General features: G+C 38.2%; 27 protein-coding genes and 1 other annotated feature. Of the genes, 11 read left to right on the top strand and 16 right to left on the bottom strand.

Annotated elements, in window-relative coordinates; all coding sequences use genetic code 11:
* Positions 1 to 7 precede the first annotated feature (7 nt).
* From ACFYKT_RS10170 to ACFYKT_RS10180, 3 genes are read right to left on the bottom strand one after another with little or no spacing between them, the layout of a single operon-like run.
* Positions 8 to 1,036, bottom strand: a complete 1,029-nt coding sequence (locus ACFYKT_RS10170; protein WP_389219115.1) for an alpha/beta fold hydrolase — start codon at positions 1,034 to 1,036, stop codon at positions 8 to 10.
* A 4-nt stretch (positions 1,037 to 1,040) separates the two neighbouring features.
* Positions 1,041 to 1,406, bottom strand: a complete 366-nt coding sequence (locus ACFYKT_RS10175) for a hypothetical protein (protein WP_389219117.1) — start codon at positions 1,404 to 1,406, stop codon at positions 1,041 to 1,043.
* Positions 1,407 to 1,427: 21 nt separating this feature from the next.
* A complete protein-coding gene (locus tag ACFYKT_RS10180; RefSeq protein ID WP_389219119.1) occupies positions 1,428 to 2,201 on the bottom strand; it encodes an SDR family oxidoreductase in 774 nt (257 codons plus the stop codon).
* Positions 2,202 to 2,400: 199 nt separating this feature from the next.
* Between ACFYKT_RS10180 and ald the strand changes: the two genes are divergently transcribed.
* The 3 genes from ald to ACFYKT_RS10195 all read left to right on the top strand — a co-directional run bounded on the left by ald (position 2,401) and on the right by ACFYKT_RS10195 (position 5,974).
* Positions 2,401 to 3,531 carry an alanine dehydrogenase gene (gene ald / locus ACFYKT_RS10185; protein WP_389219121.1) on the top strand — a complete coding sequence of 377 codons (1,131 nt, stop codon included), beginning with the start codon at positions 2,401 to 2,403 and terminating at the stop codon, positions 3,529 to 3,531.
* Between the two features lie 160 nt (positions 3,532 to 3,691).
* Positions 3,692 to 3,902, top strand: a binding site (T-box leader).
* A gap of 284 nt (positions 3,903 to 4,186) precedes the next feature.
* The gene (gene proS, locus ACFYKT_RS10190) at positions 4,187 to 5,617 is read left to right on the top strand and encodes a proline--tRNA ligase (RefSeq protein ID WP_389219123.1); all 1,431 of its coding nucleotides are present in this window, start codon (positions 4,187 to 4,189) and stop codon (positions 5,615 to 5,617) included.
* A 111-nt stretch (positions 5,618 to 5,728) separates the two neighbouring features.
* Positions 5,729 to 5,974, top strand: coding sequence for a hypothetical protein (locus ACFYKT_RS10195; RefSeq protein WP_389219125.1), 246 nt, complete (start codon positions 5,729 to 5,731; stop codon positions 5,972 to 5,974).
* 98 nt (positions 5,975 to 6,072) lie between these two features.
* On the opposite strand, the gene ACFYKT_RS10200 is transcribed toward ACFYKT_RS10195, so the two are convergent.
* Positions 6,073 to 6,468 (bottom strand): hypothetical protein, encoded by a 396-nt coding sequence (locus tag ACFYKT_RS10200; protein WP_389219127.1) that lies wholly within the window; start codon positions 6,466 to 6,468, stop codon positions 6,073 to 6,075.
* Between the two features lie 164 nt (positions 6,469 to 6,632).
* Between ACFYKT_RS10200 and ACFYKT_RS10205 the strand changes: the two genes are divergently transcribed.
* Positions 6,633 to 7,019 (top strand): hotdog fold thioesterase, encoded by a 387-nt coding sequence (locus ACFYKT_RS10205; protein WP_389219128.1) that lies wholly within the window; start codon positions 6,633 to 6,635, stop codon positions 7,017 to 7,019.
* 106 nt (positions 7,020 to 7,125) lie between these two features.
* Here ACFYKT_RS10205 and mnhG read toward each other — a convergent pair whose 3' ends face one another.
* The 8 genes from mnhG to ACFYKT_RS10245 form a co-directional block, all read right to left on the bottom strand.
* On the bottom strand, positions 7,126 to 7,494 hold the full coding sequence (gene mnhG, locus ACFYKT_RS10210; protein WP_389219196.1) for a monovalent cation/H(+) antiporter subunit G: 369 nt from the start codon (positions 7,492 to 7,494) through the stop codon (positions 7,126 to 7,128).
* Complete coding sequence (locus ACFYKT_RS10215) at positions 7,478 to 7,762, bottom strand: Na(+)/H(+) antiporter subunit F1 (RefSeq protein WP_389219130.1); 285 nt, start codon at positions 7,760 to 7,762, stop codon at positions 7,478 to 7,480. Before ACFYKT_RS10215 ends, mnhG begins: the two co-directional genes overlap by 17 nt.
* On the bottom strand, positions 7,762 to 8,238 hold the full coding sequence (locus tag ACFYKT_RS10220) for a Na+/H+ antiporter subunit E (protein ID WP_389219132.1): 477 nt from the start codon (positions 8,236 to 8,238) through the stop codon (positions 7,762 to 7,764). The genes ACFYKT_RS10215 and ACFYKT_RS10220 overlap by 1 nt, the downstream gene beginning before the upstream one ends.
* Before the next feature lie 3 nt (positions 8,239 to 8,241).
* Positions 8,242 to 9,726: a Na+/H+ antiporter subunit D gene (locus ACFYKT_RS10225; RefSeq protein ID WP_389219134.1), complete on the bottom strand. Its 1,485-nt coding sequence runs from the start codon at positions 9,724 to 9,726 to the stop codon at positions 8,242 to 8,244.
* On the bottom strand, positions 9,719 to 10,060 hold the full coding sequence (locus ACFYKT_RS10230) for a Na(+)/H(+) antiporter subunit C (protein WP_389219136.1): 342 nt from the start codon (positions 10,058 to 10,060) through the stop codon (positions 9,719 to 9,721). The genes ACFYKT_RS10225 and ACFYKT_RS10230 overlap by 8 nt, the downstream gene beginning before the upstream one ends.
* The gene (locus ACFYKT_RS10235; protein WP_389219138.1) at positions 10,060 to 10,482 is read right to left on the bottom strand and encodes a Na(+)/H(+) antiporter subunit B; all 423 of its coding nucleotides are present in this window, start codon (positions 10,480 to 10,482) and stop codon (positions 10,060 to 10,062) included. The genes ACFYKT_RS10230 and ACFYKT_RS10235 overlap by 1 nt, the downstream gene beginning before the upstream one ends.
* Positions 10,469 to 12,865, bottom strand: a complete 2,397-nt coding sequence (locus tag ACFYKT_RS10240) for a Na+/H+ antiporter subunit A (protein ID WP_389219140.1) — start codon at positions 12,863 to 12,865, stop codon at positions 10,469 to 10,471. Before ACFYKT_RS10240 ends, ACFYKT_RS10235 begins: the two co-directional genes overlap by 14 nt.
* Before the next feature lie 317 nt (positions 12,866 to 13,182).
* Positions 13,183 to 14,199, bottom strand: a complete 1,017-nt coding sequence (locus ACFYKT_RS10245; RefSeq protein ID WP_389219142.1) for a DUF1646 family protein — start codon at positions 14,197 to 14,199, stop codon at positions 13,183 to 13,185.
* Between the two features lie 284 nt (positions 14,200 to 14,483).
* Here ACFYKT_RS10245 and ACFYKT_RS10250 point away from each other — a divergent pair, with 284 nt between their 5' ends.
* The gene (locus tag ACFYKT_RS10250; RefSeq protein ID WP_389219144.1) at positions 14,484 to 14,717 is read left to right on the top strand and encodes a hypothetical protein; all 234 of its coding nucleotides are present in this window, start codon (positions 14,484 to 14,486) and stop codon (positions 14,715 to 14,717) included.
* A 110-nt stretch (positions 14,718 to 14,827) separates the two neighbouring features.
* Positions 14,828 to 15,385 carry a DUF5366 family protein gene (locus tag ACFYKT_RS10255; protein ID WP_389219145.1) on the top strand — a complete coding sequence of 186 codons (558 nt, stop codon included), beginning with the start codon at positions 14,828 to 14,830 and terminating at the stop codon, positions 15,383 to 15,385.
* Positions 15,386 to 15,421: 36 nt separating this feature from the next.
* Here ACFYKT_RS10255 and ACFYKT_RS10260 read toward each other — a convergent pair whose 3' ends face one another.
* On the bottom strand, positions 15,422 to 17,272 hold the full coding sequence (locus ACFYKT_RS10260) for a transglycosylase domain-containing protein (RefSeq protein WP_389219198.1): 1,851 nt from the start codon (positions 17,270 to 17,272) through the stop codon (positions 15,422 to 15,424).
* A gap of 243 nt (positions 17,273 to 17,515) precedes the next feature.
* Between ACFYKT_RS10260 and kapD the strand changes: the two genes are divergently transcribed.
* The gene (gene kapD / locus ACFYKT_RS10265) at positions 17,516 to 18,136 is read left to right on the top strand and encodes a 3'-5' exonuclease KapD (protein ID WP_389219147.1); all 621 of its coding nucleotides are present in this window, start codon (positions 17,516 to 17,518) and stop codon (positions 18,134 to 18,136) included.
* Between the two features lie 40 nt (positions 18,137 to 18,176).
* On the opposite strand, the gene ACFYKT_RS10270 is transcribed toward kapD, so the two are convergent.
* Positions 18,177 to 18,557 (bottom strand): kinase-associated lipoprotein B, encoded by a 381-nt coding sequence (locus tag ACFYKT_RS10270; protein ID WP_389219148.1) that lies wholly within the window; start codon positions 18,555 to 18,557, stop codon positions 18,177 to 18,179.
* 218 nt (positions 18,558 to 18,775) lie between these two features.
* On the opposite strand from ACFYKT_RS10270, the gene ACFYKT_RS10275 reads away from it, so the two are divergent.
* Positions 18,776 to 18,991 (top strand): hypothetical protein, encoded by a 216-nt coding sequence (locus ACFYKT_RS10275; protein WP_389219150.1) that lies wholly within the window; start codon positions 18,776 to 18,778, stop codon positions 18,989 to 18,991.
* Between the two features lie 90 nt (positions 18,992 to 19,081).
* Entirely contained in the window at positions 19,082 to 19,645 is a 564-nt protein-coding gene (locus tag ACFYKT_RS10280) for a superoxide dismutase family protein (RefSeq protein WP_389219152.1), read from the top strand.
* Between the two features lie 119 nt (positions 19,646 to 19,764).
* Here ACFYKT_RS10280 and ACFYKT_RS10285 read toward each other — a convergent pair whose 3' ends face one another.
* Positions 19,765 to 20,931: a MalY/PatB family protein gene (locus ACFYKT_RS10285; RefSeq protein WP_389219154.1), complete on the bottom strand. Its 1,167-nt coding sequence runs from the start codon at positions 20,929 to 20,931 to the stop codon at positions 19,765 to 19,767.
* 83 nt (positions 20,932 to 21,014) lie between these two features.
* Here ACFYKT_RS10285 and ACFYKT_RS10290 point away from each other — a divergent pair, with 83 nt between their 5' ends.
* The gene (locus tag ACFYKT_RS10290) at positions 21,015 to 21,275 is read left to right on the top strand and encodes a DUF1871 family protein (protein WP_389219156.1); all 261 of its coding nucleotides are present in this window, start codon (positions 21,015 to 21,017) and stop codon (positions 21,273 to 21,275) included.
* A gap of 77 nt (positions 21,276 to 21,352) precedes the next feature.
* Here the strand turns inward: ACFYKT_RS10290 and ACFYKT_RS10295 are convergent, their stop codons facing one another.
* Complete coding sequence (locus ACFYKT_RS10295; protein WP_389219158.1) at positions 21,353 to 22,177, bottom strand: alpha/beta fold hydrolase; 825 nt, start codon at positions 22,175 to 22,177, stop codon at positions 21,353 to 21,355.
* A 334-nt stretch (positions 22,178 to 22,511) separates the two neighbouring features.
* Here ACFYKT_RS10295 and yugI point away from each other — a divergent pair, with 334 nt between their 5' ends.
* Entirely contained in the window at positions 22,512 to 22,895 is a 384-nt protein-coding gene (gene yugI / locus ACFYKT_RS10300) for a S1 domain-containing post-transcriptional regulator GSP13 (RefSeq protein ID WP_389219160.1), read from the top strand.
* The last annotated feature ends 87 nt before the right edge of the window (positions 22,896 to 22,982 follow it).

Below are 22,982 nucleotides of genomic sequence, written 5' to 3' on the forward strand. Positions count from 1 at the left end.
TGAGGTTTTACTTGATTGGATTTGACCTGTTTGAAAGCCAGCTGGTAAGATATTCTGGCGCTTTGCCATCCTTTGCAAGGCTGGCATGTCCCCCTTGAAGGACATGAAACGTCTTATCATTACTTGAAACAAGGTCAAGTATGGGCATGATCTGTTCTTGAGGAACAAGTCGATCATGGCTAGCGCTAACTGCAAGTAAGTTTGCTTTAATATTTTCTAGCTTTACTCGGTTGTCTCCGATCATTAAGCTGCTTTTGATCAACTTATTTTCTTTGCCAAGGTCATTCATCATTTGTTTTAAAGTGGCACCAGAGAATGGGATATGACTCTTAGCCCAATAATTATAGCGGCTCCATTTGATGTTTCGTTCTTCGTTGTCCGCATGGCTCAGCAAAGAAAGGTAAGGAGAGTAATAGATAGGAGCAGTGACAAGCCTCATGCCCCCTTTGATAGAAGAAGCGGGAATAAGGCCCCAAGCATCAAGGATGGGATCGATATTTAGTTCTCCATCTTGAAGTAATTTGGCCCCTTCAGTAAAAACGGAAACGACGGAAAAGTCGATTGGTGCAACAGAGAGAATGAGATTTTTGATCGGTTCTTCGGAAATGGCTGTATAGATAGCCGCAAATGTCCCCCCCATACAAAATCCCATCAATGAAATTTCCTCAGCATTTGAATGAAGCAGAGCTCTTTGAACCCCTTTTTTAATATAGCGAAGAATATAATCATCCATTGTTAGATCCTTATCCTCATATCCAGGTATTCCGAAATCGAGAAGATATACGTCATACCCATTAGCAGTTAATGCTTCTATCAGGCTATAGCTAGGACCAAGATCAAGAATAAATGGTTGATTAATGAGAGAATATACTAGAAACAGTGGTACATTGTATTTCTTTTCTTCTGGGGGATAATGCCACAGGGTCGCTTTGTTTTTCTTCCACACGGCAACACGTGGGGTCATTCCAACTTCAGGCTCCTTGATGGCTATGGTTTTGTAAAAGCCTGTCAGCCTATTTAATTTGATTTCTTTCATTTGATTATTCCACCACTCTTTTTGAATAGGAATGGTTGTTGGTGATCATGTTCTTTAAGTCCTCAATGGAATGATTTAAATGGATAACCTGCTCTTCAAGTAAGTCCAATTTCTCTTCAGCTTGAATAAATAATTTCGTTGTATTGGCTACATCACTTTTAGTTGGAAAATTGAAGGGGATAGACAAATGTTCAACGGTCTGTTGCAGCTTTTGAATGGAGGCGGCCACTAGCTGTGAGCGGGCATTCGTTTCTTTTAGAATATCTGGTTGATTTAAAGCTTCTTGTATTGAGTCATTTAATTCATACTCTACCTTCATTCCTAACTTTTTGATGGTATTCAATATTTCTTGTGTGTGATTGATCATCACTGTATTCACTCCTTTCTATCTCTAAATGGAAGATAGCAATCCGCCATCAACGACGAGTACTTGTCCTGTAATATAGTCAGAAGCCTGGGAAGAGAGAAAAAGGGCTGCGCCTTTAATATCCTGGTCAGTGCCAAAGCGGCCAGCAGGCACTCTCCTCAAGATGATATGACTTGTTTTTTCAAATGCTTTTGTTTTTTTACTAGGAAAAAAGCCTGGAGCAATTGCATTCACTTGAATATTATGTTTAGCAAGCTTAACGGCTAGATCTGTCGTTAACGCGACGACAGCCCCTTTACTTGTACTATAAGCAATCGCATCTAAAAAGGCAGGATCTGTTCCTTTTAGTCCAGTAACAGAGGAAATATTAATTATTTTTCCATTCCCCTGCTTAGCCATTACTTTACCTACTGCTTGAGAAAATAGGAACATTCCCTTCAAGTTTACATTCATGACTTTATCCCATTGGTCTGCGGTAATATCTAATACAGGAGCAATCCATGAAGTGCCGCTATTATTAATAAGCACATCGATTGTTCCGAATTGCTGAATAACTTGATCTACTACATTTTGAATATCTTCCTGGTTAGTAATATCGCATTTGATAGCCATTGATTGAACACCCGTATTCACTAATTGCTCACAAACCTTTTGACAGTTTTCTATGTTTCTAGAGCAGATGACGATGTTTGCCCCTGCTTCTGCTAATGCAATGGCCATTTGTTCTCCAAGTCCTTGGCCGCCGCCTGTTATGATGGCTGTTTTATTCTTTAAATTAAATAGTTCCTTTACATTCAAATAATATCCCTCCTTGTGACAAACATACGATAACTGACTTCGCTATATTATAGACAAGCTCAAGGCAAAGGGTGCAAAAAATGAATCGTTCGCCCGAAGTGAATCTTCAGGTTGATTATTCTGTATCTTATTATTATACTTAAGGTAGTTTTGATAATATTTTGATAATATAATTGCTGTTTTGAAGGGGGATATTAGGATGATTATCGGAGTACCAAAGGAAATTAAAAACAATGAGAATCGTGTCGCAGCAACTCCTGCTAGCGTTTATACACTAGTGAAGGCAGGTCATCAGGTTTTAGTAGAAAAGGATGCTGGTGTTGGAAGCGGTTTCACGAATGAAGATTATAAAGAGGTTGGTGCAGAAATCGTATCAACGGCAGCAGACGCTTGGGCAGCAGAAATGGTTATGAAGGTTAAAGAACCTCTTGAATCAGAATATACATATTTCCGTGAAGGGTTAGTCTTATTTACTTATTTACACTTAGCAGCTGAGCCAGAATTGGCGAAGGCATTAGTTGATAAAGGTGTTACAGCGATTGCTTATGAAACAGTGGAAGTCAACCGTACATTGCCATTGCTAACACCTATGAGTGAAGTAGCGGGACGTATGGCAACACAGATTGGTGCACAATTCCTTCAAAAGACAAATGGCGGCAAAGGGATTCTGCTTGCAGGCGTTCCTGGCGTTTCACGCGGCAAGGTAACAATTGTCGGTGGTGGCGTAGTTGGTATTAATGCAGCTAAGATGGCAATCGGACTAGGCGCATCTGTAACGATTATTGATTTAAGTCCAGAACGTCTTCGTCAGCTTGATGATATTTTTGGAAATAGTATTCAAACATTAATGTCTAATCCATTCAATATCGCTGAAGCAGTGAAGGAAAGTGACCTTGTAGTTGGAGCTGTATTGATTCCAGGAGCAAAAGCACCAAAGCTTGTGACTGAAGAAATGGTTAAGAGCATGTCTCCAGGCTCAGTTGTGATCGACGTAGCTGTTGACCAAGGCGGAATTTTCGAAACGGTTGACCATATTACAACACACGATAACCCAACATATGAGAAGCATGGAGTTGTTCATTATGCAGTGGCAAATATGCCAGGTGCGGTTCCTAGAACATCTACAATTGCTTTAACAAATGTAACGATTCCTTATGCATTGCAAATTGCTAATAAAGGGGTTAAGAAAGCAATCGATGAAAACCCTGCATTAAAGCTTGGTGTGAACGTAGTGAATGGCAGCATTACATATGAAGCAGTAGCAAAAGATCTTGGCTATGGATATGTATCAGTTGACTTTGCTTTCGGAAATACAGCAGCAGCAAAATAATTACAGATCCCCTTTGACCTTTGGTTAAAGGGGACTTTTTTCGCTTTAATATTTATTGGACAAAAACAATTATATTCGCCAAACCCAAGTGACCATGGCGCTTATGCTTTTCTTAGTAGATTGACATTTGCATCAAATATTTATATAATTTCAAAAAAATAGTTAAACATTGATGAGGAATAGTAGAATGAGAACAGTTTATTATAGAGAGGGAGCCGTTTGCTGAAAGGTTCCTATAAGCCGCCATTTGAACCTGCCTCTGAGTTCTGTATCAATTAAAGATTACAGCGGATTTAACATTCCGTTATCATGTTAGAGTGTAAAGCTTTGCTTTAAATTAGGGTGGTACCGCCAAGCAATTGGTCCCTATTTTATGGCAGAGCTTTTTATTTTAGGCACTTTTCAATTAGGTTGTTGCTATTAAATAGAATGTGTACATGAAGCTATAGAAAAAAGTTTGGTTGATTGGAGCGGAAGGTGCGAGACTCCTGCGGGAGTAGTGGGACAGGTGAGACCCCGCAGATGCTTTAGCGTCGAGGAGGCTCACCGCCCACCCCGCGGAAAGCGAGCACCTGGAGCGGAAATCAACCCTGCACACACTTATACTTTAATTAGTAATAATGATTGTCTATTTTATAAAATTGAGGTGGATTAAATGGGAAAAGAGTTTGTAAAGGATATCACGGCAATGGATGTAGATTTTGCACAGTGGTACACAGATGTTGTGACAAAAGCAGATTTGATTGATTATTCAAGCGTTAGGGGTTCAATGATTATCCGCCCATATGGATATGCTCTATGGGAAAATATTAAGAATGAGTTAGATAGTCGTATAAAAGAAACAGGGCATGAAAATGTATATATGCCACTATTCATTCCTGAAAGTCTGCTACAAAAGGAAAAGGATCATATTGAGGGCTTTGCCCCGGAAGTAGCTTGGGTAACGCATGGCGGCGATGAGAAATTAGCGGAACGCTTATGTGTGAGACCAACATCTGAGGTGCTGTTCTGTGAGCATTATAAAAACATCATTCATTCTTATCGCGATTTGCCAAAGCTATACAATCAGTGGGCAAATGTGGTGAGATGGGAGAAGACAACCCGCCCATTCTTGCGTACACTTGAATTCTTATGGCAAGAGGGACATACATGCCATGCGACAGATGAAGAGGCACATGAAGAAACAGTCAAAATGCTGAATGTATATGCAGATCTTTGTGAAAATGTGCTGGCTATTCCAGTTGTAAAGGGGCAGAAAACAGATAAAGAGAAGTTTGCGGGTGCAAAATACACCTATACAATTGAAAGCCTTATGCACGATGGAAAAGCATTGCAGTCAGGTACTTCACACCATCTAGGTGATGGGTTTGCAAAAGCATTTGGCATTCAATTCACAGACAAAGATGGCAGTTTACAGCATGTTCAACAAACGTCATGGGGCTTTACGACTCGAATCATTGGTGCGATGATCATGGTTCATGGAGATGACAGAGGATTAGTGATTCCTCCAAATGTAGCTCCCGTCCAGTTGATGATTGTTCCAATCGCCCAACATAAGGAGGGTGTCCTTGATTATGCATATGGGTTGAAAGAAACATTAGCTCGGGTCGCACGTGTTGACATTGATGCAAGTGACAAAAAGCCGGGCTGGAAATTTAATGAGCATGAAATGAAGGGAATTCCCCTTCGACTTGAAGTAGGACCAAAGGATATTGAAAAGCAGCAAGTGGTACTGGCTAGAAGAGATACAGGGGAAAAAATGATTGTATCAGCAGATCAGCTAGAAGCAAAGATTACAGAAACGCTTGCGGACATTCAAAGAAATCTTTTTGAAAAGGCACGAGAACTTCGTGAGGAAAAAACGTTTACAGCATTGAACTTTGACGAATTGAAGGAAATATTCAAGATTAAAACAGGCTTTGTTAAAGCGATGTGGTGTGGTGACAGGGACTGCGAAGAACAAATAAAAGAAGAGACAGGCGCAACCTCAAGATGCATGCCTTTCCATCAAGAAACCATTTCAACAGAATGTGTATGCTGTGGAAAGGATGCAAAGAAATTAGTATATTGGGCTAAAGCCTATTAATGTATGGGTAATCTCCTAGCAGAAACGACTCAATGTTTATAAAAGCCCACTCAAATCGGCAGAAATAAGCATATGAAGTAGTGTAGGAATAAATAATAGGAGGTTACCCATATGTACAATATGAGAAGAGGTCCACATCCAGCGGATACAAGATTCTTCTTTGCAGGCCCTTTAGTAGGTGGATTATTTGGGGGGCTTTTAGGCGGCTTTGCTGGTGCTGCAATTGCTAGACCCCGTCCAATCTATGGACCGCCGGTGCCGTTTTACGGACCAATGCCATTTTATGGCCCGTATGGACCGACCCCATATGGACCCGGCCCATACGGACCCAATCCATATGGATATGGTGGTTTCTAATACACAATGTATGTGATGCGAATAGTAAAAAGCTCTCAACCATTCAGAGAGCTTTTTTGCATGGCATGATTCAATGTCTTGAGGAGCATCACTGCAGCTTATGACCACCTTAACTTTAGTGACAGCTCACAGCAGTTATTATAATCTTGGCCTGAATTGAAATGCAGCTTGAGTCCGTCTGGGGTATAAGTAACCTTTGGAATAATTTTTAACCCAGTAGATTTAATTAATTTCTCTACTTTATCATCATGGGATTGTTGAGCAGCACTCATTAAATCAAAAGAAAACTTTCTTGATTTGGCCATCTCTGCTAACAAATGACTGGCGTCTTTCATTAGCATCTCCATACCTTTAGCTGAGTTCATAAACATCCCTGGGTTTACATCTGGATAATGCCTATACATATTTGGCGGGCAGCATGAATAAGAACGGTTATCATACCATTGATTGAGTGGGTAGTTTGGATGATAAGGGTAAACATAATGAGGGTTCATCGATATTTTCCCCTTTCTTTATTCAATTACAATCCTTCTCCTCGTTATCGTTTCAATATATGCAGGTGGAGCTTTTCACGTGTTTTTTGTAATCATTATCTTTTAAAATGGTGGGAATATTCTGTTATAGTAGAATGAGATAAGTAGAAAAGGGGAGAAGAAGTATGAATTTAGAAAATACACTTATTAATGCACTTGGAATAGAAATTACTACTTTGGAAAAGGGGAAGGTTGTAGCAACAATGCCGGTTGATCATCGGACAAGACAGCCCTTTGGCTTGCTGCATGGAGGTGCTTCAGTTGCTTTAGCGGAAACCGTTGCAAGCATCGGTGCTTTCGAGCTTGTAGATAAGGAAACGGAATCGGTTGCTGGTTTAGAAATTAACGCCAATCATGTAAGAGGAAAGCGTGAGGGCATTGTGACTGCCATTGCAACCGTTCTTCATCAAGGAAGAACGACAATGGTATGGGATATAAAAATTGTAGATGAGGATGACAAGCTTATTTGTGTGTCAAGATGTACAATGGCTGTGATTAAAAAAAGTAAATAATTATGTTAGTAAAGTAAAAGCCTGTGGAGTGTGCGATTAGAAAGTGATCCAAAGAACGGATCAAAATTCTGCTCACATACCCCACAGGCAATTTTATTATTTAAAATTACTTTCCTTTTTTGGATGAATTAGAAACAGTTATTTTCATCTTTAAATCATCCTGGACACTTTTGTCCCAAAGTTTGACGCCAGAATTATAAGCGGCACGACTGATTAAGTGACCGGCAACAGGAGAGGTGACGAAGATAAATACGATCCCAAGAATAACCCGAGAATTCACTTGGCCATCTTTCATATAAAAGTAAAGAAACGTGCCAAGTAGGACAGCTAAGACTCCTAAAGTTGCAGCTTTTGAAGCAGCATGGTTTCTCGTATACACATCAGGAAGTCTAAGTACACCGAATGCGGCAACAAGGCTTAGGAATGCACCGATTAGTATTAAAGCTACTATGATAATTCTAAAGATCTCGATCACGTTCAAGAGCAACCCCCTTTTCTAAGTATTTGGAGAATGCTACTGTCCCAATAAAAGAGAGAATCCCGAGCAGTAAGATAACCTCTAGAAAAGCGTTTGTATCTAAGAAAATAGATACGAGTGCAACAATTGCAACTAGATTAATTCCGATCGCGTCAAGCGCTACGATTCGATCAGGCATGGAGGGCCCTTTAATGAGCCTATATATTAATCCTAGAATAGCAATGGACATACATAGGATAGCAATTTTAACAGCTAGTAAAATCATTAGCGGCTCACCTCCATAATGGCTTTCTCAAATGTATTTTTGATAGAATCAATCGCTTCCTGCGCATCATCCATATCGATTGTATGGATATAAAGAATTTTATTATCGTCAGAGACATCCACAACTAGCGTCCCTGGTGTTAATGTTATTAAATTGGCAAGAATAGTAATTTCCCAATCCTTTTCTAAAACCGTTGGAAGTGCGAAAATCCCTGGTTTTATATCAAGCTTCGGTCTCAGCACTAGTTTCAGGACACTGATATTTGAGAGAATTAATTCCTTTATGAAAAGAAGTCCTAGGCTAATAATGGCGATAACTCTTCCTAGGTAAAAACGAGATCCAAAAAAACGTCTAAACGTGAAGAGAATAACCATTCCGAATAAATATCCTTTTAAGAAGGCAACGGGCTCATATGACAATGTGAAAAACATCCACAGAAAACCTAGAAATACATTTAATAAAATTTGAAAGGCCATTCCTTACCACTCCTTTAAGACTGCATCAATATAAATACTTGGGTTAGCAAGTGTTTCGGCAGCCTGTGAGATATAAGGGAAGATAAATTCCGAACCAGCCCCATATAACACGGAGATCGTTACAAGAATTACTGGTGCAATTAAGAGTTTTCGTACAGGTACTTTCTCTTCCCCTTTATAATCCTGCGGAGTTCCCCAGAAACCATTGATAAAGATCTTCATGATTGAAAACAATACAAGCAGGCTTGATGCCAGCACGATTCCTGCGCCCCAAAAATGTTCGCTTTCAAATCCACCTTTGACAATCAAGACCTTGCCGACAAAGCCGCTAAATGGAGGAATTCCCGCAAGAACAAGGGCGGCGAGGAAGAAAGTCCATCCCAGTCCAGGATAGCGCTTAATTAACCCGCTAATTTTTCTTAAATCGCTTGTCCCGGTTATGGTGATAATGATGCCAATTAATAAGAATAGCCCTGCTTTAATAATCATATCATGGATGAGATAAAATATTGAACCAGCTATGGAATCTGGAGTCATAACTGAAACTCCGAAAAGAATAACTCCAATAGCAACGATGATATTATAAATAATAATCTTCTTAATATCTGAGAAGGCAATGGCCCCTATTGCTCCAACGATAATCGTCATAATCGTGAGGATCATTAGCAGCTGATGGGTATAGCCCGTATCATGTATGAAAAATAATGTATAGGTCCTCATAATTGCATAGACCCCAACTTTCGTCAGCAATGCCCCAAATAATGCCATAACTGGGGCAGGTGGAGCGTAGTAAGATCCAGGTAACCAGAAGTATAACGGAAAGATCCCGCCTTTTAATCCAAAAACGATTAAAAATAGAACAGCAATGACCGTTATGATTCCGGATTGCCCAAGTTCACTGAGGCGAACTGAAATATGAGCCATGTTTAACGTTCCGACCACTGAGTATAAATAAGCAACGGCAATTACAAATAAAGCAGACGAAATGACATTAACTAAAATATACTTAATTGTTTCGCGCAGTTGTATTTTTGTCCCCCCAAGAACAAGCAAGACATAAGAGGCCATAAGTAAAACTTCAAAAAATACGAACAGGTTAAAGATATCCCCTGTAGTAAAAGCACCAACGACCCCAACAATCAGAAAGTTCAATGCAGGGTAATAAAAATGTTTCTCCCTTTCGATTCCAATGGAGCGAAAAGAATAGATGACACTTGTAAAAGCGATGATTGTTGTTGTTAAAACGAGTAGAGCAGAAAGCATATCCGAAACAAGTGTTATTCCGAAAGGAGCCTCCCAGCTAGAAACATCTAATGTTTGAATCCCACCGTTTCTTACTTTTTGCACGAGCATAAATGCCACAATAACATTAAAGAAGGCAGATATAGCAGCAATCCATCGTTGAATGACAACGTTCTTAGCAAAGAAGATTAATAGGATTCCTGTAAGAAATGGAATTAGCAGCGGTAAAATCAAAAAGTTAATCATTTCCTTCATTCCCTCTCAATCTTTCTGTATTATCCGTGCCAAGCTCTTTATATGCCCGATAAGCAAGGACAAGGAAGAAGGCTGTAACACCGAAGCTAATGACAATAGCAGTCAGGATTAAAGCTTGCGGAATCGGATCTGTATAGGAACTTGCTTCTTCTCCAAGCAGAGGAACAGTCCCTCTCTTTAAGCCACCCATTGTTAGAATGAGCAAATGTGCTCCGTGACTAAGTAAACCTGTGCCGATAATGATTCGCAATAAACTCTTTGAAAGCATTAGATAAGTGGCAGACATGAATAATATGCCGATCACAAAAGCCATTAATATTTCCATTATTCATCCTCCCCAATCGTTTGAATAATGGTCATCGTTACACCGACAACAACTAAGAATACACCAAGATCAAATAATGTTGCTGTATGAAGGGATGTATCACCCAAAATTGGCAAGTCTACATGGCCAAAAGCATGAGTGAGGAATGGCACATTGAAAAATAACGAACCTGCAGCTGTTCCGCCTGCAAAAAGCAGGCCTGTTGCTGCCATGTAGATATAGTTAACAGGTAATATTTGAGAAACTGTCTTCATATCAAAGGCCAGCATAAGTAAAATGATTGCACCCGATGTGAGCAAGCCGCCAACAAAGCCGCCTCCAGGTGTGTAATGACCAGCAAAAAAGATATGAATTGAGAAAAGAATAATGATAAACAAGACAACTTTTGTTGTTGTTTGAAGGATTAGGTCATTTGTTTTCATTTTTCTTTCCTCCCCCCATTCGTAGTTTTATCATTGCAAAAATTCCTAAGGCTGCAATCGTCAGTACGGTAATTTCAAACATCGTATCAAAGCCACGGAAATCAACAAGGATAACGTTTACCATATTTTTCCCTGCTGCTTCAGTGTAGGTGTTTTCAACATAGTATTCAGCGATCGAGTCGAATAGCTTATTGCTATGTGCAGAGAGGGCAATCAATGTGACAATTGCTCCAACACCTACGGAGATGATCGCATTTGTAAGCTTGAATCGAACTTTCTCTTCATTTCTCTTCTTTGGCAGGTGATAGAAACATAGAAGGAATAAAGCAACAGAGATCGTTTCAATTACGAGCTGTGTGAGTGCCAAATCAGGTGCACGGAATAAGACATAGAACAATGACACTGTATAGCCGACAGCACCTAGAAGGATAATCGCGGTCATCCTAGATTTTACAAACAAGATACTTATGGAACCGATGACAATTGCTAAAGCCAATAACACTTCATAAAAGCCAATAGATGAAACATTGCTCGTATCCCATTTAAATGCATTCTTTACAGCGAGTGTTGTTGCTAAGATGAAAATAAAAAATGCAAAGATATAGACAAGATAAGAACGAATCGATCCATTCATATACGTTTTTGTTAATTTATTTGAAGCGCGTTGTATAAATTCTAAGCCGCTATCATAGAAGCGATTTAAAGTCAGCTTCTCAGGGAAGAGTTCGTATATCCTTCTCCATTTTGGAAGTGTAAGGAATAGTAAAGTTCCTAAAGCAATCACACCGATTGTCATGAATAATTCAGGTTTAAAGCCATGCCAGAAGCTAATATGAACATCAATATTATTATTTGGCAAAATAGATTCCAGTGCCGGTGAGATGATGCTATTAGCAAGTATGTTAGGGAAGAACCCGATAATAATCACAAGTGAAGCAAGAACGATCGGGGAAATTAACATGCCCATCGGTGCTTCATGCGGTTTCTTCTCTAATTTTTCTGGCTGATATTTTCCTGTAAAAGTTTTAAATACAAGAATCATACTGTAAATAAAAGTAAATACACTAGCAATCCAAGCAATAACAGGGAAGAGCATGCCCCATGTTTCAAAGTTGAATATATTAAGCTCTATAACACGGATCATTCCTGTAAAGAACATTTCTTTACTTAAAAATCCATTGAATGGCGGCAGCCCTGCCATTGAAAATGTGCCGATAATGGCTAATGTAAAAGTAATAGGCATAAAATTCATTAAGCCGCCAAGCTTGCGAATGTCTCTTGTTCCTGTTTCGTGGTCGACAATTCCGACTACCATAAAAAGACTGCCTTTGAAAGTCGCATGGTTAAATAAATGAAAGATAGCAGCTAGTGTTGCTGCACCGTAAAAACTATTTTTAACATCATCAAAATGGAGAGCGGCAGCACCGAGTCCAAGAAGTGACATAATCATTCCAAGTTGACTGATAGTTGAAAAGGCAAGAATCGCTTTCAGGTCTGTCTGTTTCACCGCATTAAAGGAACCCCAGAATAAGGTGACAATCCCAAACCCAGCGATTAACCATACCCAAAGACCCTCAGCAGCAAAAACTGGAGTCATTCGTGCTACTAAATAAATCCCTGCTTTAACCATTGTAGCTGAGTGCAGGTAAGCACTGACTGGTGTAGGCGCTTCCATCGCATCAGGCAGCCAGATGTGGAAAGGGAATTGAGCAGATTTCGTAAATGCACCTAACAAAATACAGATTAATGCCGGAATAAATAACGGATTTGCAGTGATACCGGCCGCCTGGTTAATGATTTCAGAAATATTGAATGTACCTGTCATAATATACAGAAGGATAATTCCTCCAAGCATGGATAAGCCGCCAAGTACTGTTATGAGCATTGATTTCTGTGCACCGTATCTAGACTTTTCCCGGTCATACCAATAGCCAATTAACAAGAAGGACGAGAAGCTGGTGAATTCCCAGAATGTATACAAGACGATTAAGTTATCTGATAAGACAACTCCAAGCATCGCACCCATAAATAATAGTAAGTATACATAGAAGGTATTAAGCTTTTCTTTATCCTTTGATAAATAGTAAATTGAATATAATACAACTAAAGAGCCGATACCTGTGATCAGTAAGGCAAATAGCAAACCTAATCCATCTACTTTTGCAATAAAGTCAACACCAAGAGCAGGTATCCATGGAACGGATTCTGTTATCGTCTTATGTGTTGAAGTGATGGATATAAACGATAGAAAATAACTGAATAGAAGGATGGGCAGTGGAAGAACAAACCAGCCCGTATGTACGTTCCTAAAAAGTTTGTACAAAATAGGAATGAAGATGGCAAGTAAAAATGGCGAAATTATTGCCAAATGCAGCAAAGACAAATCATGACCCCCTTAAAAAATTTGCGATAATGTTCCTATTATTCTTCTACATAAAAGGCAGTAGTATCACACAATGGTTTAATTTATAGTAATAAGTTTCCTACTAGTTAATAACTGAAAAGAGCAGTTATTAATATAAATCATCTTAAGTAGTGGGATAAGGCTGGTATTATAAATAATTATCTTGGGGTGGTTAAGCGTGATGTCGGTTAATAACATAGAATAAATACCATATTTTTTTATATAAAAAGGGTGACGACATATCCTTCGGCAGGATTTTCGTCACCCTTTTATTTGCGTCTATATACAAATCCTGGTTATCCGAAAATAAGAATGACAATAAAATATACTACCATTGTAATCAAACCAACTGGAACACCAAAACGAGCCCATTCCTTGCTGGTAATATTCAATTTTCCGGCAGCAATAATATTCGGGATATTTCCAGGGATAAGCATACCGCCACTAATAATTAGTCCTAACAAAATGGCTTTAATGGTCGGCGCATCCATGGCAGGACTGATTTCAGCAGCAGCAAGTGTAGCATTATCTAATACTGCAGAAATCATATTAATCCAGTATAGTACATATGGGCTTAAATCAAGCAAGTATTTTTCAATAAATGGTTCAAAGCCTGATCCAAGTAGAGTTAAGCCCATTACGAATAAATAAATCTTTACAGAACGAATAATAATTTCTTTATAACTTTCTTTTTGTAAACCAGCATTCAATCCGTTACTACTTTCTTTCGGGTTAACGAGGATAGCAGCAAGGATTCCAAAAATAGCAACAGCTGGAATTACATCTGAACCAATTAATTTAATTAAATAGAAGAAGTCTTCATTTAATTTATTGATTGTAATTGTTGCTAGAGGTTCGCCAATCGGAGTTAGTGCAGCACCAAGCCCAATTGAGAAACAAGCTAAAACAACAAGGCGAATTTCAGACTTACGGTCAAGACGCAACACACTAACTATTACGACTAGAACAATGGCAGCAATAATGGCTGTTATTATACTAGAGATAAGTCCAAGAATAATTACGACAAGTGCTAAAAACAATCGGAAAGGAATGGCTTTGCTCATTCCAAGTATCCCTTTTTCCATAGGTGATTGTAACCATCTAAATAATAAGCCAGCAATAAGCACGGCTAATGTAATATGAATAGGGTCTTCAAGTGCCTTTATAAATAACTCCCCGTCAAGCACTTGACTAATCATTGCAGCTGCAATGCCCATTATGAATAAGAATACTTCTAAATTATGTTCTACAGCTTTAACTGTAAATGGCAAAAATAAAACTAGTGCCAGGATAATAGTTAATCCTAAAATCATGATGTCTCAGGTCCTTTGCTATTTTTATTTTTATTATATCATGTAAATTCGGGAAAACTTCAATGATTTTGTTTTTTCTATTATTTACAATGCTGTTTAATAAATAGGTAGAAACACGTAAATTTTTAAGAAAATTTTTTGGGATTTTATCAAATGTCAAGTTATAAAAGGATGTTTTTTAGTAAGAATTGGGATGAAAAAGTAAATTTTTGTGAAAAGAACATTACATGAGTGATGTATAAACATTCAACTATTTATGCACCCTTATCATTAGGGGGTGTAAAATGTTAAAGAAGAAAGTGATCATTTCCCTATGTGTTTTTTCAACCTTATTCTCGTGTGCATGGATGTTGGAGCAAAATGGGAAACGTGATTTTTACTTACCAGAAGCAAGTGAGGTAGTAGAAATTATTCAGGATGGAATTAGTCTGCCTGGGGTTGAAATGGTAGAGAAGCAAAAAGTGAAAGCGTTCGGGCCGCGTGAATACATTAGAATCAATATGCAAAAAGAGGGATGAGGAGGCTCATCCTTCTTTTAGGTGTATTTGTTTCTATTATTGTGTTTATTTAACGTATCCGTAATAATAAAAGCTTGAATACATATGAAAAATTTAAATGGGGATATAAAATGAAAAACACATATTTTATGAGTTACTTTCCACTGCTTTCTATCATTTTGTTTAGTCTTTCTCTTTCAATAAATATTGAGATGGTTTTGCTTGGATTTCTTAAGTCTGCTGGGATATATGAGGGGATGCGAGAGTTTTTTTCGGATGGTGGAATCAAACTGGCTTTATTAGCGCTGCTAATGTTCCTATTTTTTTGTCTATACGCGGCATTAAAACTAATAGCAGATACAATAAATGAACTTTCACTATTATTTTTCTCTAAGGATTCTGAAGGGAAAAGCTTAAAGGAGATTCGGAGTGGAGCCATTGTCTATTTTATTGGAAGCATCATTTCTTTATTAATGATGAATAGTCTTATGGGTATCCTAGTTGTTTTTGCGGCGACAACTGGAATATATTTTTGCTATTTTGTTTATAAGATAAGTTCTTCGCTTTCTATTTTGGGATTGATTGGTGTAATTTTCTTTCAAGTCCTTACTTGGTCATCATTAATGATTGGAGTCATTTATTTGGTCATTAAGGTCTATAATAGCTTTATTGCCAGTTTGCCCATTTAAGGGGGAATCGTAAAGAATAACGATTCCCTCATTCTATTAATCTGTCATCATATCTTTCCAAATTAACTGTTGGGGTGCTGCAGATTGGATGGATTTCATGTTTTCAGGCTCATCCTTTCCAACCCAAACTCCTGCAGTATATTGGTCTGTTAAGCCGATAAACCAGTAGTCTTTGTAATCATTGGTTGTCCCCGTCTTTCCGCCTACATAACCATTTATGTGATTAATTTTCTTCGCTGTTCCAGATTGAACGGTTTCCTTCATCAGTTGTCGAATCTTATTGGTGGTCCCTTTGCTCCACACCTGAATTGGCTTGTCATTCCATTTGAAAAGAACTTCCCCTTGTCTAGAGGTTACTCTTTTGATTGCCCGAGGGGGCAGATAGTAGCCATCATTAGCAAAAACGGTATAGGCACCAGTCAGTTCAAGTGGTGTCATGCCATAGGCTAAGCCACCAAGGGCAGCAGATAGCCTATGGTCAGATGGGGTTACCTTGCTAAACTTAAAGTTTGCTAGATCCTTAAATCCGTTTTCAACTCCAACTGAATCCAATAAGCGAACAGCTGAAGTGTTATAAGAGTAAATAAAGGCCCTTTCTAAGGTAACCATCCCATATATCCCACCACCATAATTCTTTGGACAGTACCCATTCTTGCAAAAAGGTCCAGCATTAACCTTTCTCTCTAATGGGGCATTCGATAGTTCAAGATAGGGCGCATAAACGAGTAAAGGCTTAATGGAAGAACCAGGTTGACGATATGCTTGAAATCCCCTATTGAAATCATACTTTTGATATTGTTTCCCGGCAACGAGTGCGACTAGCTGGTTTGTTTCATGATCAATGATGACGGCAGAACCCTCTATATCCTTATATGGAAGCCTATATTCTACAGCTTTTTTTGCTCTTTCCTGAATAGAAGGATCTAGTGCTGTTTCGATGACGACCCCCGAAGCAAGCACTTCCTCTACACGTTTATTCAACTGTGCCTCAATCTTTTTAATTTCCTGCTCATTTGCTGATAGTAACTTCTTCTCAAAACCCTCCTGTTGGGCAATAAGATCTGTTAGTTCTGCTTCAACATATGTCACATAATCTGGAAATAAATCTGTTCGTTTTTGCTGATTTAGAAGAATGTTTTCCTTTTTGATTGCCTCTGCTTCCTCTGAACTAATTAATTTTTGTCCTTTTAATTGGTCAATTAACCTTTCTTGCCGCTGTTTTGTCCGTTCAAAGTGTTTAAGCGGGTTATACATAGAAGGATTATTTGGAATAGAGGCTAAGAAAGCAAGCTCTGCTTTGGACAGTTCTTTCGTTTGTTTTTGAAAATAAACTTGAGAAGCTGCTTCAATTCCATAGGCTCCATTCTGGAAGTAAATAGCATTAATATAGAGCTCGAGTATTTCTTCCTTTGTATATTTTCGTTCCATTTCATAGGCATACAAAAGCTCACTTAGCTTGCGGTTATAGGATTTCTCATTATTTAAATAAAGATTTCTTGCAAGCTGCTGGGTAATGGTACTTGCCCCTTGCTTAATATCATTCGATTGCATATTAATAGCAAAGGCTCTTCCGATTGATGGCAAATCAAACCCTGGATGATCATAGAAATGCTGATCCTCAGAGACGATGAACAATTCTTTAAGAAAAAGCGGGATATCGACTGAATCAAGATTGATCCGATGGACAGGCTGGTGAATCTCAGAAATGATCGTGCCGTTTCCGGCTTTAATCAAGCTTGACTGTGGCAAAGGATCTTCTTTAATAGGAATCTTCTTTTCTAATACATCATGAAAGCCTTGAACCTGCTTTATTTCTAACCCTGTTACAAAAACAACAGCGATGAAGACAGGAATCAAAGCAGCGATGATGAAATACCCTGTAAACATTCGCAATTGCTGCACGATCCTTTCATAAATGAATGTAGCTGTTTTATTAAAATGAGAATTATGAATAGCAATCTATCTATTTATATTAATCGGTTAAACAGGAAAAGGTAAAACTTTATTTTTGTTTTAATGAAATAAAGAAAATCCATTAAAAGTTGAAATTACACAGAAAAATTAAAATTTTCCATGGTATAATAAATGAAATAATATGCGTTATATTTTCTAAAGAAAGAAGGTGGGAGCATGGGGGATGAGCATTGCCATTTATTCATTGACTTTGAGTTTACGATGCCAGAAAGAAGCGGTCGATTCAAAGGGTTTTATCCGGAAATCATTGAAGCAGGGGTTGTTGCTGTGGCAAATGATCGGATTTATCATCAATTTTCTTCCTATATTTCTCCGATACGCTTCCCGAAATTATCTGAACGCTGCAAATCCTTCCTTCATATATCACAGGAGCAAGTGGATCAGGGGATTTCCTTTCTAGAATTAGTCAACAAACTAAAGGAGTTAAGCAAAAACCAATCCTGTACGATCATTACATGGGGGAATATGGACATGAGGGTGCTGCGGAATAATTGTCAGCATGCTGGACTTTCTTTTCCACTAAAAGGGAAGGAAGTTGACTTGTCAATGGAATATAAGCGTTTCTTTGGTGATCAGAATCAAACTGGTTTATGGAAGGCTGTACAGGAATATGGAAAAGAAGGAACAGGCAATCATCATCGAGCACTAGATGATGCTATGACAACCTACAATATTTATAGATTAGTAGAAAAAGACAAAAGATACTTAGAAAAACATGAACCTACAACCATTGGTGATAGAGTAGATTTCTCCAAGCTACTAAATAAATTTGCATAAAAGGCCAAATCGCTAAGAGACGATTTGGCCTTTTATATTCCTATTTGAAATAATCCATTTCTAATGATTGAATGTTTTTCAGGCTTTGTTCTGCCCAAGGTGACGAAATCTCCTGCAGTTCTTGTTTCATTTTATTTAATGCTTGTCGAAGAGATTCTGTATAGTCTGGAATCTCCTCTTCAAAAAGCTTGACCATTTTCTTCGGGACATTTGTTTGTTCTCTAAAGGCTAAAGCTCTGCGTTCATGGAAAAACATAGCATCCCCATCCTTAGGACTATGCAAATCCCCTTGCATCGGATGCTTGATTACACCGAGCACCCTAACTAAATAATGCTGTGGGCGGATTTCTGTCACTTCGCCAATATATGTACCAGATTTATAATGGGCTTTCACCCTATCTCCAACTTTGTATTCTTCCATGGAATGATCTCCTCTCCTATCAGTGGAATTAAGTATTATGCTCCCTATTATGACGTACTTATTTAGAAAAACAAAGAACGAATCTTTCGGAAGTGTCTTATAAGACCTGTGCGTTAGCGGGAAGATGAAATAGCTTTAGCGTTAGAGTTGGATCGTCCCTTTATTGTTGGTATAATAAAGTATTAAAGCACTGCTTTTTGCAGAAAGGATCGGATCAAATGTTGGAATGGACTGTCCTGTCTTTGTTTTTATACTTTCCAGAAGATAAATCTGAGTATCTCCCAGCGGCCATTAGTTTGGGGATTTTTATGGTCGCGGCCTTCTTTACCTTTCGATTAATTATTCGCGTCTCGAAACGAGAAGCAACTAAGGCAAAGGAGTTAGAAGAAAGCCTAAAACAACAAATGAATAACAATGGAGAGAACAGTAAATAATCACTGTTCTCTTTTTTTAGTATTTCAAGTTTAACAATGTGTGATCCTGGAAACACTAAGGACAAATTGTCTGATGGAGGATTTAAGAATATGAAGAAAGCTTGGCTGTTAATCCCTTTTCTGATCCTTACAGGGTGCGCGGAAGAAAATATTAGAAATGTAGATGTTGAAATGTTTAATGCGGTTGGTGATTCGTTAGGGAAAATTAAACTAGAAGAACAGGCAGCCGGAGTAAAGGTCAATATTGACTTAAAAGGATTACCGCCTGGAGAACATGCCATCCATATTCATGAAAAAGGTAAATGTGAGCCCCCTGATTTTAAATCGGCAGGCAATCACTTTAATCCTGAAAATAAAGAGCATGGGTTGCTGCATCCAGAAGGAGCACATGCAGGAGATCTTCCTAACTTAATTGTAGAGGAAGATGGCAAAGTGAAGGCAGAGTTTATGGCTCCCCAGGTAACATTAAAGGAGAATAAAAAATCTCTATTTACAAAAGAAGGAACGTCTATTGTGATTCATGAAGCAATAGATGACGGGATGACCCAACCTGCTGGAGATTCAGGTGCACGGATTGCTTGTGGTTCTATTTCAAAGGATAAGGGTGAATCAGGGCAGAAAAAGGCACAGGATGATCAAGAAAGTAATGAGTAATGTAATAGTGTGAAAAACTTAGTTGTGGTACATAATTAAAAACATCAATGGGGCATGCGAACAGACGCCTGCCCCATTGAAGTTTAAATATGCTTTGTATTGGAGGTTATACTAACCCGTCAAACGAAAGCCCTCTTTAATCGTTCTAATCCTTCTAGCACTAACTCCTTTGGACAAGCAATATTCATTCGAACGAAACCTTCTCCTTCCTGCCCATACTTATTTCCTGGCTCTAAAGCTAGCTTCCCTTTTTTAAGCAATCGATCTTTGATTTCTTTATCACTTAAATGAAGTGAGCGACAGTTAAGCCAGATTAAATAGCTGCCTTCTGGCTCCATAACAGAGATGCCTGGTATATGTGCATCAATATACTCCTTAACTATTTGGATATTTTCATCTAAATAGGCTAACAGCCCTTCCAGCCAAATTTCACCTGAACGGTAGGCAGCCTCCATTCCGATGGTTCCTAAAGTAGATAAGGCGAAAAATCCTTGTCTTTCTTGAACTTTTTTAAAAGATTCTCGATGTTTTTCATTAGGAATAATAACAGCTGAAGCTTGCAGGCCAGCCAAATTAAATGTTTTGCTTGGTGCAATACAAGTAAGGACAATTTCCTTGAATCTTTCATCCAAAGAGGCGATAGGTGTGTGCTTATATGGTTTGAAAATGATGTCAGAATGGATTTCATCAGAAAGGATGAGGCAGTTGTATTGATAGCAAAGCTCACCAATTCTTATCAATTCTTCTTTTGACCAGATTCTTCCGCTGGGGTTATGTGGATTGCAAAGGAGGAATAGTTTTACCCCACTCTTAAGTTTATTCTCAAATTCAGTAAAATTGATTTCATAACGATTTTCTATTAATTGCAATGGACAGTTTACTAGCTTGCGATTATTTTTTTTGATCATTTCATAAAAAGGGGTGTAAACGGGTGATTGCAGCATGACTTTATCTTCTGGTGATGTTAGGGCTTCGATGGCAACTGAGATGGAAGGGACGACTCCTGTGCTGTAAAGAATCCATGAAGGGGTAATATCCCAGCCATGTCTTCGATCCAGCCATTGTTGAATAGCTTCTGAGGTGGAAGGGGGTGAAAATGTATAGCCGTATATGCCATGATCAACTCTTTCTTGAATAGCCTTTTTCACTCCAATTGGGGGCTGGAAGTCCATATCAGCTACCCACATAGGCAACACATCATCTGCTCCAAAAATTTCTTTTGTTAACCCCCATTTGACTGAGGACGTATTTTCCCTGTCCATTTTTTGATCAAAATTATACTCCATCAATTGATCCCACCTTTTCATTTAGTAAGTCCTTCCTTTATAATAATGGATGGAAAGAAAAAGTAAAAATAAAAGGTGATGACATGCAAATTCAAGAGGTGAATTTCCAACTCGTCCATCTATTAAATGACTGGGATCCATTCGAAATAGGTGCAGGAAATTATGATACAGAAATAGCTGATACGATTCAAGCTGTTCATGATAGTAGCCATATGGATAAGCTTGCTAGGAGGGTTCAGGCGATTTATGAATTCTCATTCGAACAGTTGATTCCGCTTGATGAGTGCAAAGATATAGCTGCAAAGCTTATAGCAATAAAGAATAATGGATCTTGTACAATATAGAAGTACTCAAAGAAATCACCAATCCAATCGGAAGGTGATTTTTTTGTTTTAAAATGAAAATGACCATATTATTTATACTATTGTTTCGTCTCTTTTATATATTCTTTTATCAACTGGAAAACTTCCTCTGGCTTTTCTTCTGGTACAAGATGCCCCGTGTCCTTCAGTACAATAAGCTTGGCGTTTTTTAGATCTCCATGTAATCTCTTTCCTATTTGTAAAGGAACAACCTTATCATGCTCTCCCCATATTAACAGGCAGGGTGTATCGATTTTGCGGAGAAACTGAACAGGTAAATCTCCCTCATGATCTCGGATCATTCTAGTTAGGGCAGGAAAGATACGTTCTTCTAAAAAGGGCTCTAAATAGCCTTTTTCCATTTCGACATCGATTTTTGAATGGTCGTAAACCACATTGCGTAAATTTTTCTCTACTCCTGACTTTTCCAAATAACGCTTAACAAAAAAATGAAAGAACGGAAGATAGCTTGATAAAACAAGGGAGCGCTTGGATTTTTTGAGATAGGCGGAGCTGCATAATAAAATACATTGGTCGACAAGGTCAGGTTTTAAGTAGGAGATATTTAATGCGATCTGCCCACCCATAGAATGTCCGATTAAAGTGATAGCGTTTAAATCAAGCTTCTCACAGAGCTGGATAACAGTCATTGCATGATTTTCATTGGAATAAATATAGCTGTGAGACTTTCCGCTTTTACCGAATGGAGGCAAATCAATAGAAAGCACATTATATTCTTTTCTTAAGAGAGGGATAAGCCATCTGAAGCTAAAGGTGGAGGAAAGAAAGCCGTGGAGTAAAATAATGGTTGGTGCAGAAGGCTGCTGCAAGTAGGATTCGTAATAAATTTCATTACCATTAATCATTGTCAATTTATTATGCATTCTTATTTCCTCCTCATGGTTAATAATGATAGTATGTTCAGAATTAAGAGGAAAAGTAATAAAAAAAGGACAAACCGTTATGGAATGTCCACTTCAAAAAAGGGGGGAATACTAGAAAGCTTATATTTTAAGGATGGCCATAAATCGTTTTTTTATACACAGGGAAATGATAAAAGTCAGTTTTTTTAATAAGAGTAACATAATAATGTGAATAGAGCACAAAATAGAAGGACAACCGTACAATGAAATATCTTTTGAAAATTAGCCATTTCTATGGTATAATTTTAAATTGCGAATAAAAGGGAAAAATAATATATAAATTAGGAGTGTTTCCATGTCTGAAAAAATCGAAGTAGGCAGTGTTATTACAGGAAAAGTAACGGGTGTTCAACCTTATGGTGCATTTGTTGCATTGGATGAAAATACGCAAGGACTTGTTCATATTTCAGAAGTAACTCACGGATTTGTCAAAGATATTAATGAATTTCTTAAAGTTGGCGATGAAGTTAATGTGAAGGTTTTATCAATTGATGAAAATGCTGGTAAAATTGGTTTATCTATTCGTGCTACAGAAGAAGCTCCAGCTGAAGCTGAAGTAAAAGCGAAGAAGCCTCGCAAACGCCAAGCAGCACCAATTAAAATTGAAAATGATTCTGCTCAAGGATTCAATACACTTAAAGATAAGCTTCAAGAGTGGATTAATCAGTCTCAAGCGTAATCATTTACTCTGTTGATAATTAAAATAGCCTGTGGGTACGCGGGTGGCATTTTGATCCATTCTTTGGGTCACTTAGCCACGCATGTT

The organism is Cytobacillus mangrovibacter, assembly GCF_042865275.1.
GTDB lineage: Bacteria > Bacillota > Bacilli > Bacillales > Cytobacillaceae > Cytobacillus > Cytobacillus mangrovibacter.

Excerpts from the sequence above, each read along its gene's own strand:
- ACFYKT_RS10285 (WP_389219154.1), bottom strand. The coding sequence starts at position 20,931 with ATGGAGTATAATTTTGATCAAAAAATGGACAGGGAAAATACGTCCTCA.
- ACFYKT_RS10270 (WP_389219148.1), bottom strand. The coding sequence starts at position 18,557 with ATGGAAGAATACAAAGTTGGAGATAGGGTGAAAGCCCATTATAAATCT.
- ald (WP_389219121.1), top strand. The coding sequence starts at position 2,401 with ATGATTATCGGAGTACCAAAGGAAATTAAAAACAATGAGAATCGTGTC.
- ACFYKT_RS10215 (WP_389219130.1), bottom strand. The coding sequence starts at position 7,762 with ATGATTTTACTAGCTGTTAAAATTGCTATCCTATGTATGTCCATTGCT.
- ACFYKT_RS10245 (WP_389219142.1), bottom strand. The coding sequence starts at position 14,199 with ATGATTTTAGGATTAACTATTATCCTGGCACTAGTTTTATTTTTGCCA.
- ACFYKT_RS10225 (WP_389219134.1), bottom strand. The coding sequence starts at position 9,726 with ATGATTAACTTTTTGATTTTACCGCTGCTAATTCCATTTCTTACAGGA.
- ACFYKT_RS10255 (WP_389219145.1), top strand. The coding sequence starts at position 14,828 with ATGAAAAACACATATTTTATGAGTTACTTTCCACTGCTTTCTATCATT.
- ACFYKT_RS10230 (WP_389219136.1), bottom strand. The coding sequence starts at position 10,060 with ATGGAAATATTAATGGCTTTTGTGATCGGCATATTATTCATGTCTGCC.
- ACFYKT_RS10290 (WP_389219156.1), top strand. The coding sequence starts at position 21,015 with ATGCAAATTCAAGAGGTGAATTTCCAACTCGTCCATCTATTAAATGAC.
- ACFYKT_RS10250 (WP_389219144.1), top strand. The coding sequence starts at position 14,484 with ATGTTAAAGAAGAAAGTGATCATTTCCCTATGTGTTTTTTCAACCTTA.
- ACFYKT_RS10195 (WP_389219125.1), top strand. The coding sequence starts at position 5,729 with ATGTACAATATGAGAAGAGGTCCACATCCAGCGGATACAAGATTCTTC.
- kapD (WP_389219147.1), top strand. The coding sequence starts at position 17,516 with ATGGGGGATGAGCATTGCCATTTATTCATTGACTTTGAGTTTACGATG.
- ACFYKT_RS10205 (WP_389219128.1), top strand. The coding sequence starts at position 6,633 with ATGAATTTAGAAAATACACTTATTAATGCACTTGGAATAGAAATTACT.
- ACFYKT_RS10275 (WP_389219150.1), top strand. The coding sequence starts at position 18,776 with ATGTTGGAATGGACTGTCCTGTCTTTGTTTTTATACTTTCCAGAAGAT.
- yugI (WP_389219160.1), top strand. The coding sequence starts at position 22,512 with ATGTCTGAAAAAATCGAAGTAGGCAGTGTTATTACAGGAAAAGTAACG.
- ACFYKT_RS10220 (WP_389219132.1), bottom strand. The coding sequence starts at position 8,238 with ATGGCCTTTCAAATTTTATTAAATGTATTTCTAGGTTTTCTGTGGATG.
- ACFYKT_RS10200 (WP_389219127.1), bottom strand. The coding sequence starts at position 6,468 with ATGAACCCTCATTATGTTTACCCTTATCATCCAAACTACCCACTCAAT.
- ACFYKT_RS10280 (WP_389219152.1), top strand. The coding sequence starts at position 19,082 with ATGAAGAAAGCTTGGCTGTTAATCCCTTTTCTGATCCTTACAGGGTGC.
- ACFYKT_RS10260 (WP_389219198.1), bottom strand. The coding sequence starts at position 17,272 with ATGTTTACAGGGTATTTCATCATCGCTGCTTTGATTCCTGTCTTCATC.
- ACFYKT_RS10235 (WP_389219138.1), bottom strand. The coding sequence starts at position 10,482 with ATGAAAACAAATGACCTAATCCTTCAAACAACAACAAAAGTTGTCTTG.
- ACFYKT_RS10170 (WP_389219115.1), bottom strand. The coding sequence starts at position 1,036 with ATGAAAGAAATCAAATTAAATAGGCTGACAGGCTTTTACAAAACCATA.
- ACFYKT_RS10295 (WP_389219158.1), bottom strand. The coding sequence starts at position 22,177 with ATGCATAATAAATTGACAATGATTAATGGTAATGAAATTTATTACGAA.
- proS (WP_389219123.1), top strand. The coding sequence starts at position 4,187 with ATGGGAAAAGAGTTTGTAAAGGATATCACGGCAATGGATGTAGATTTT.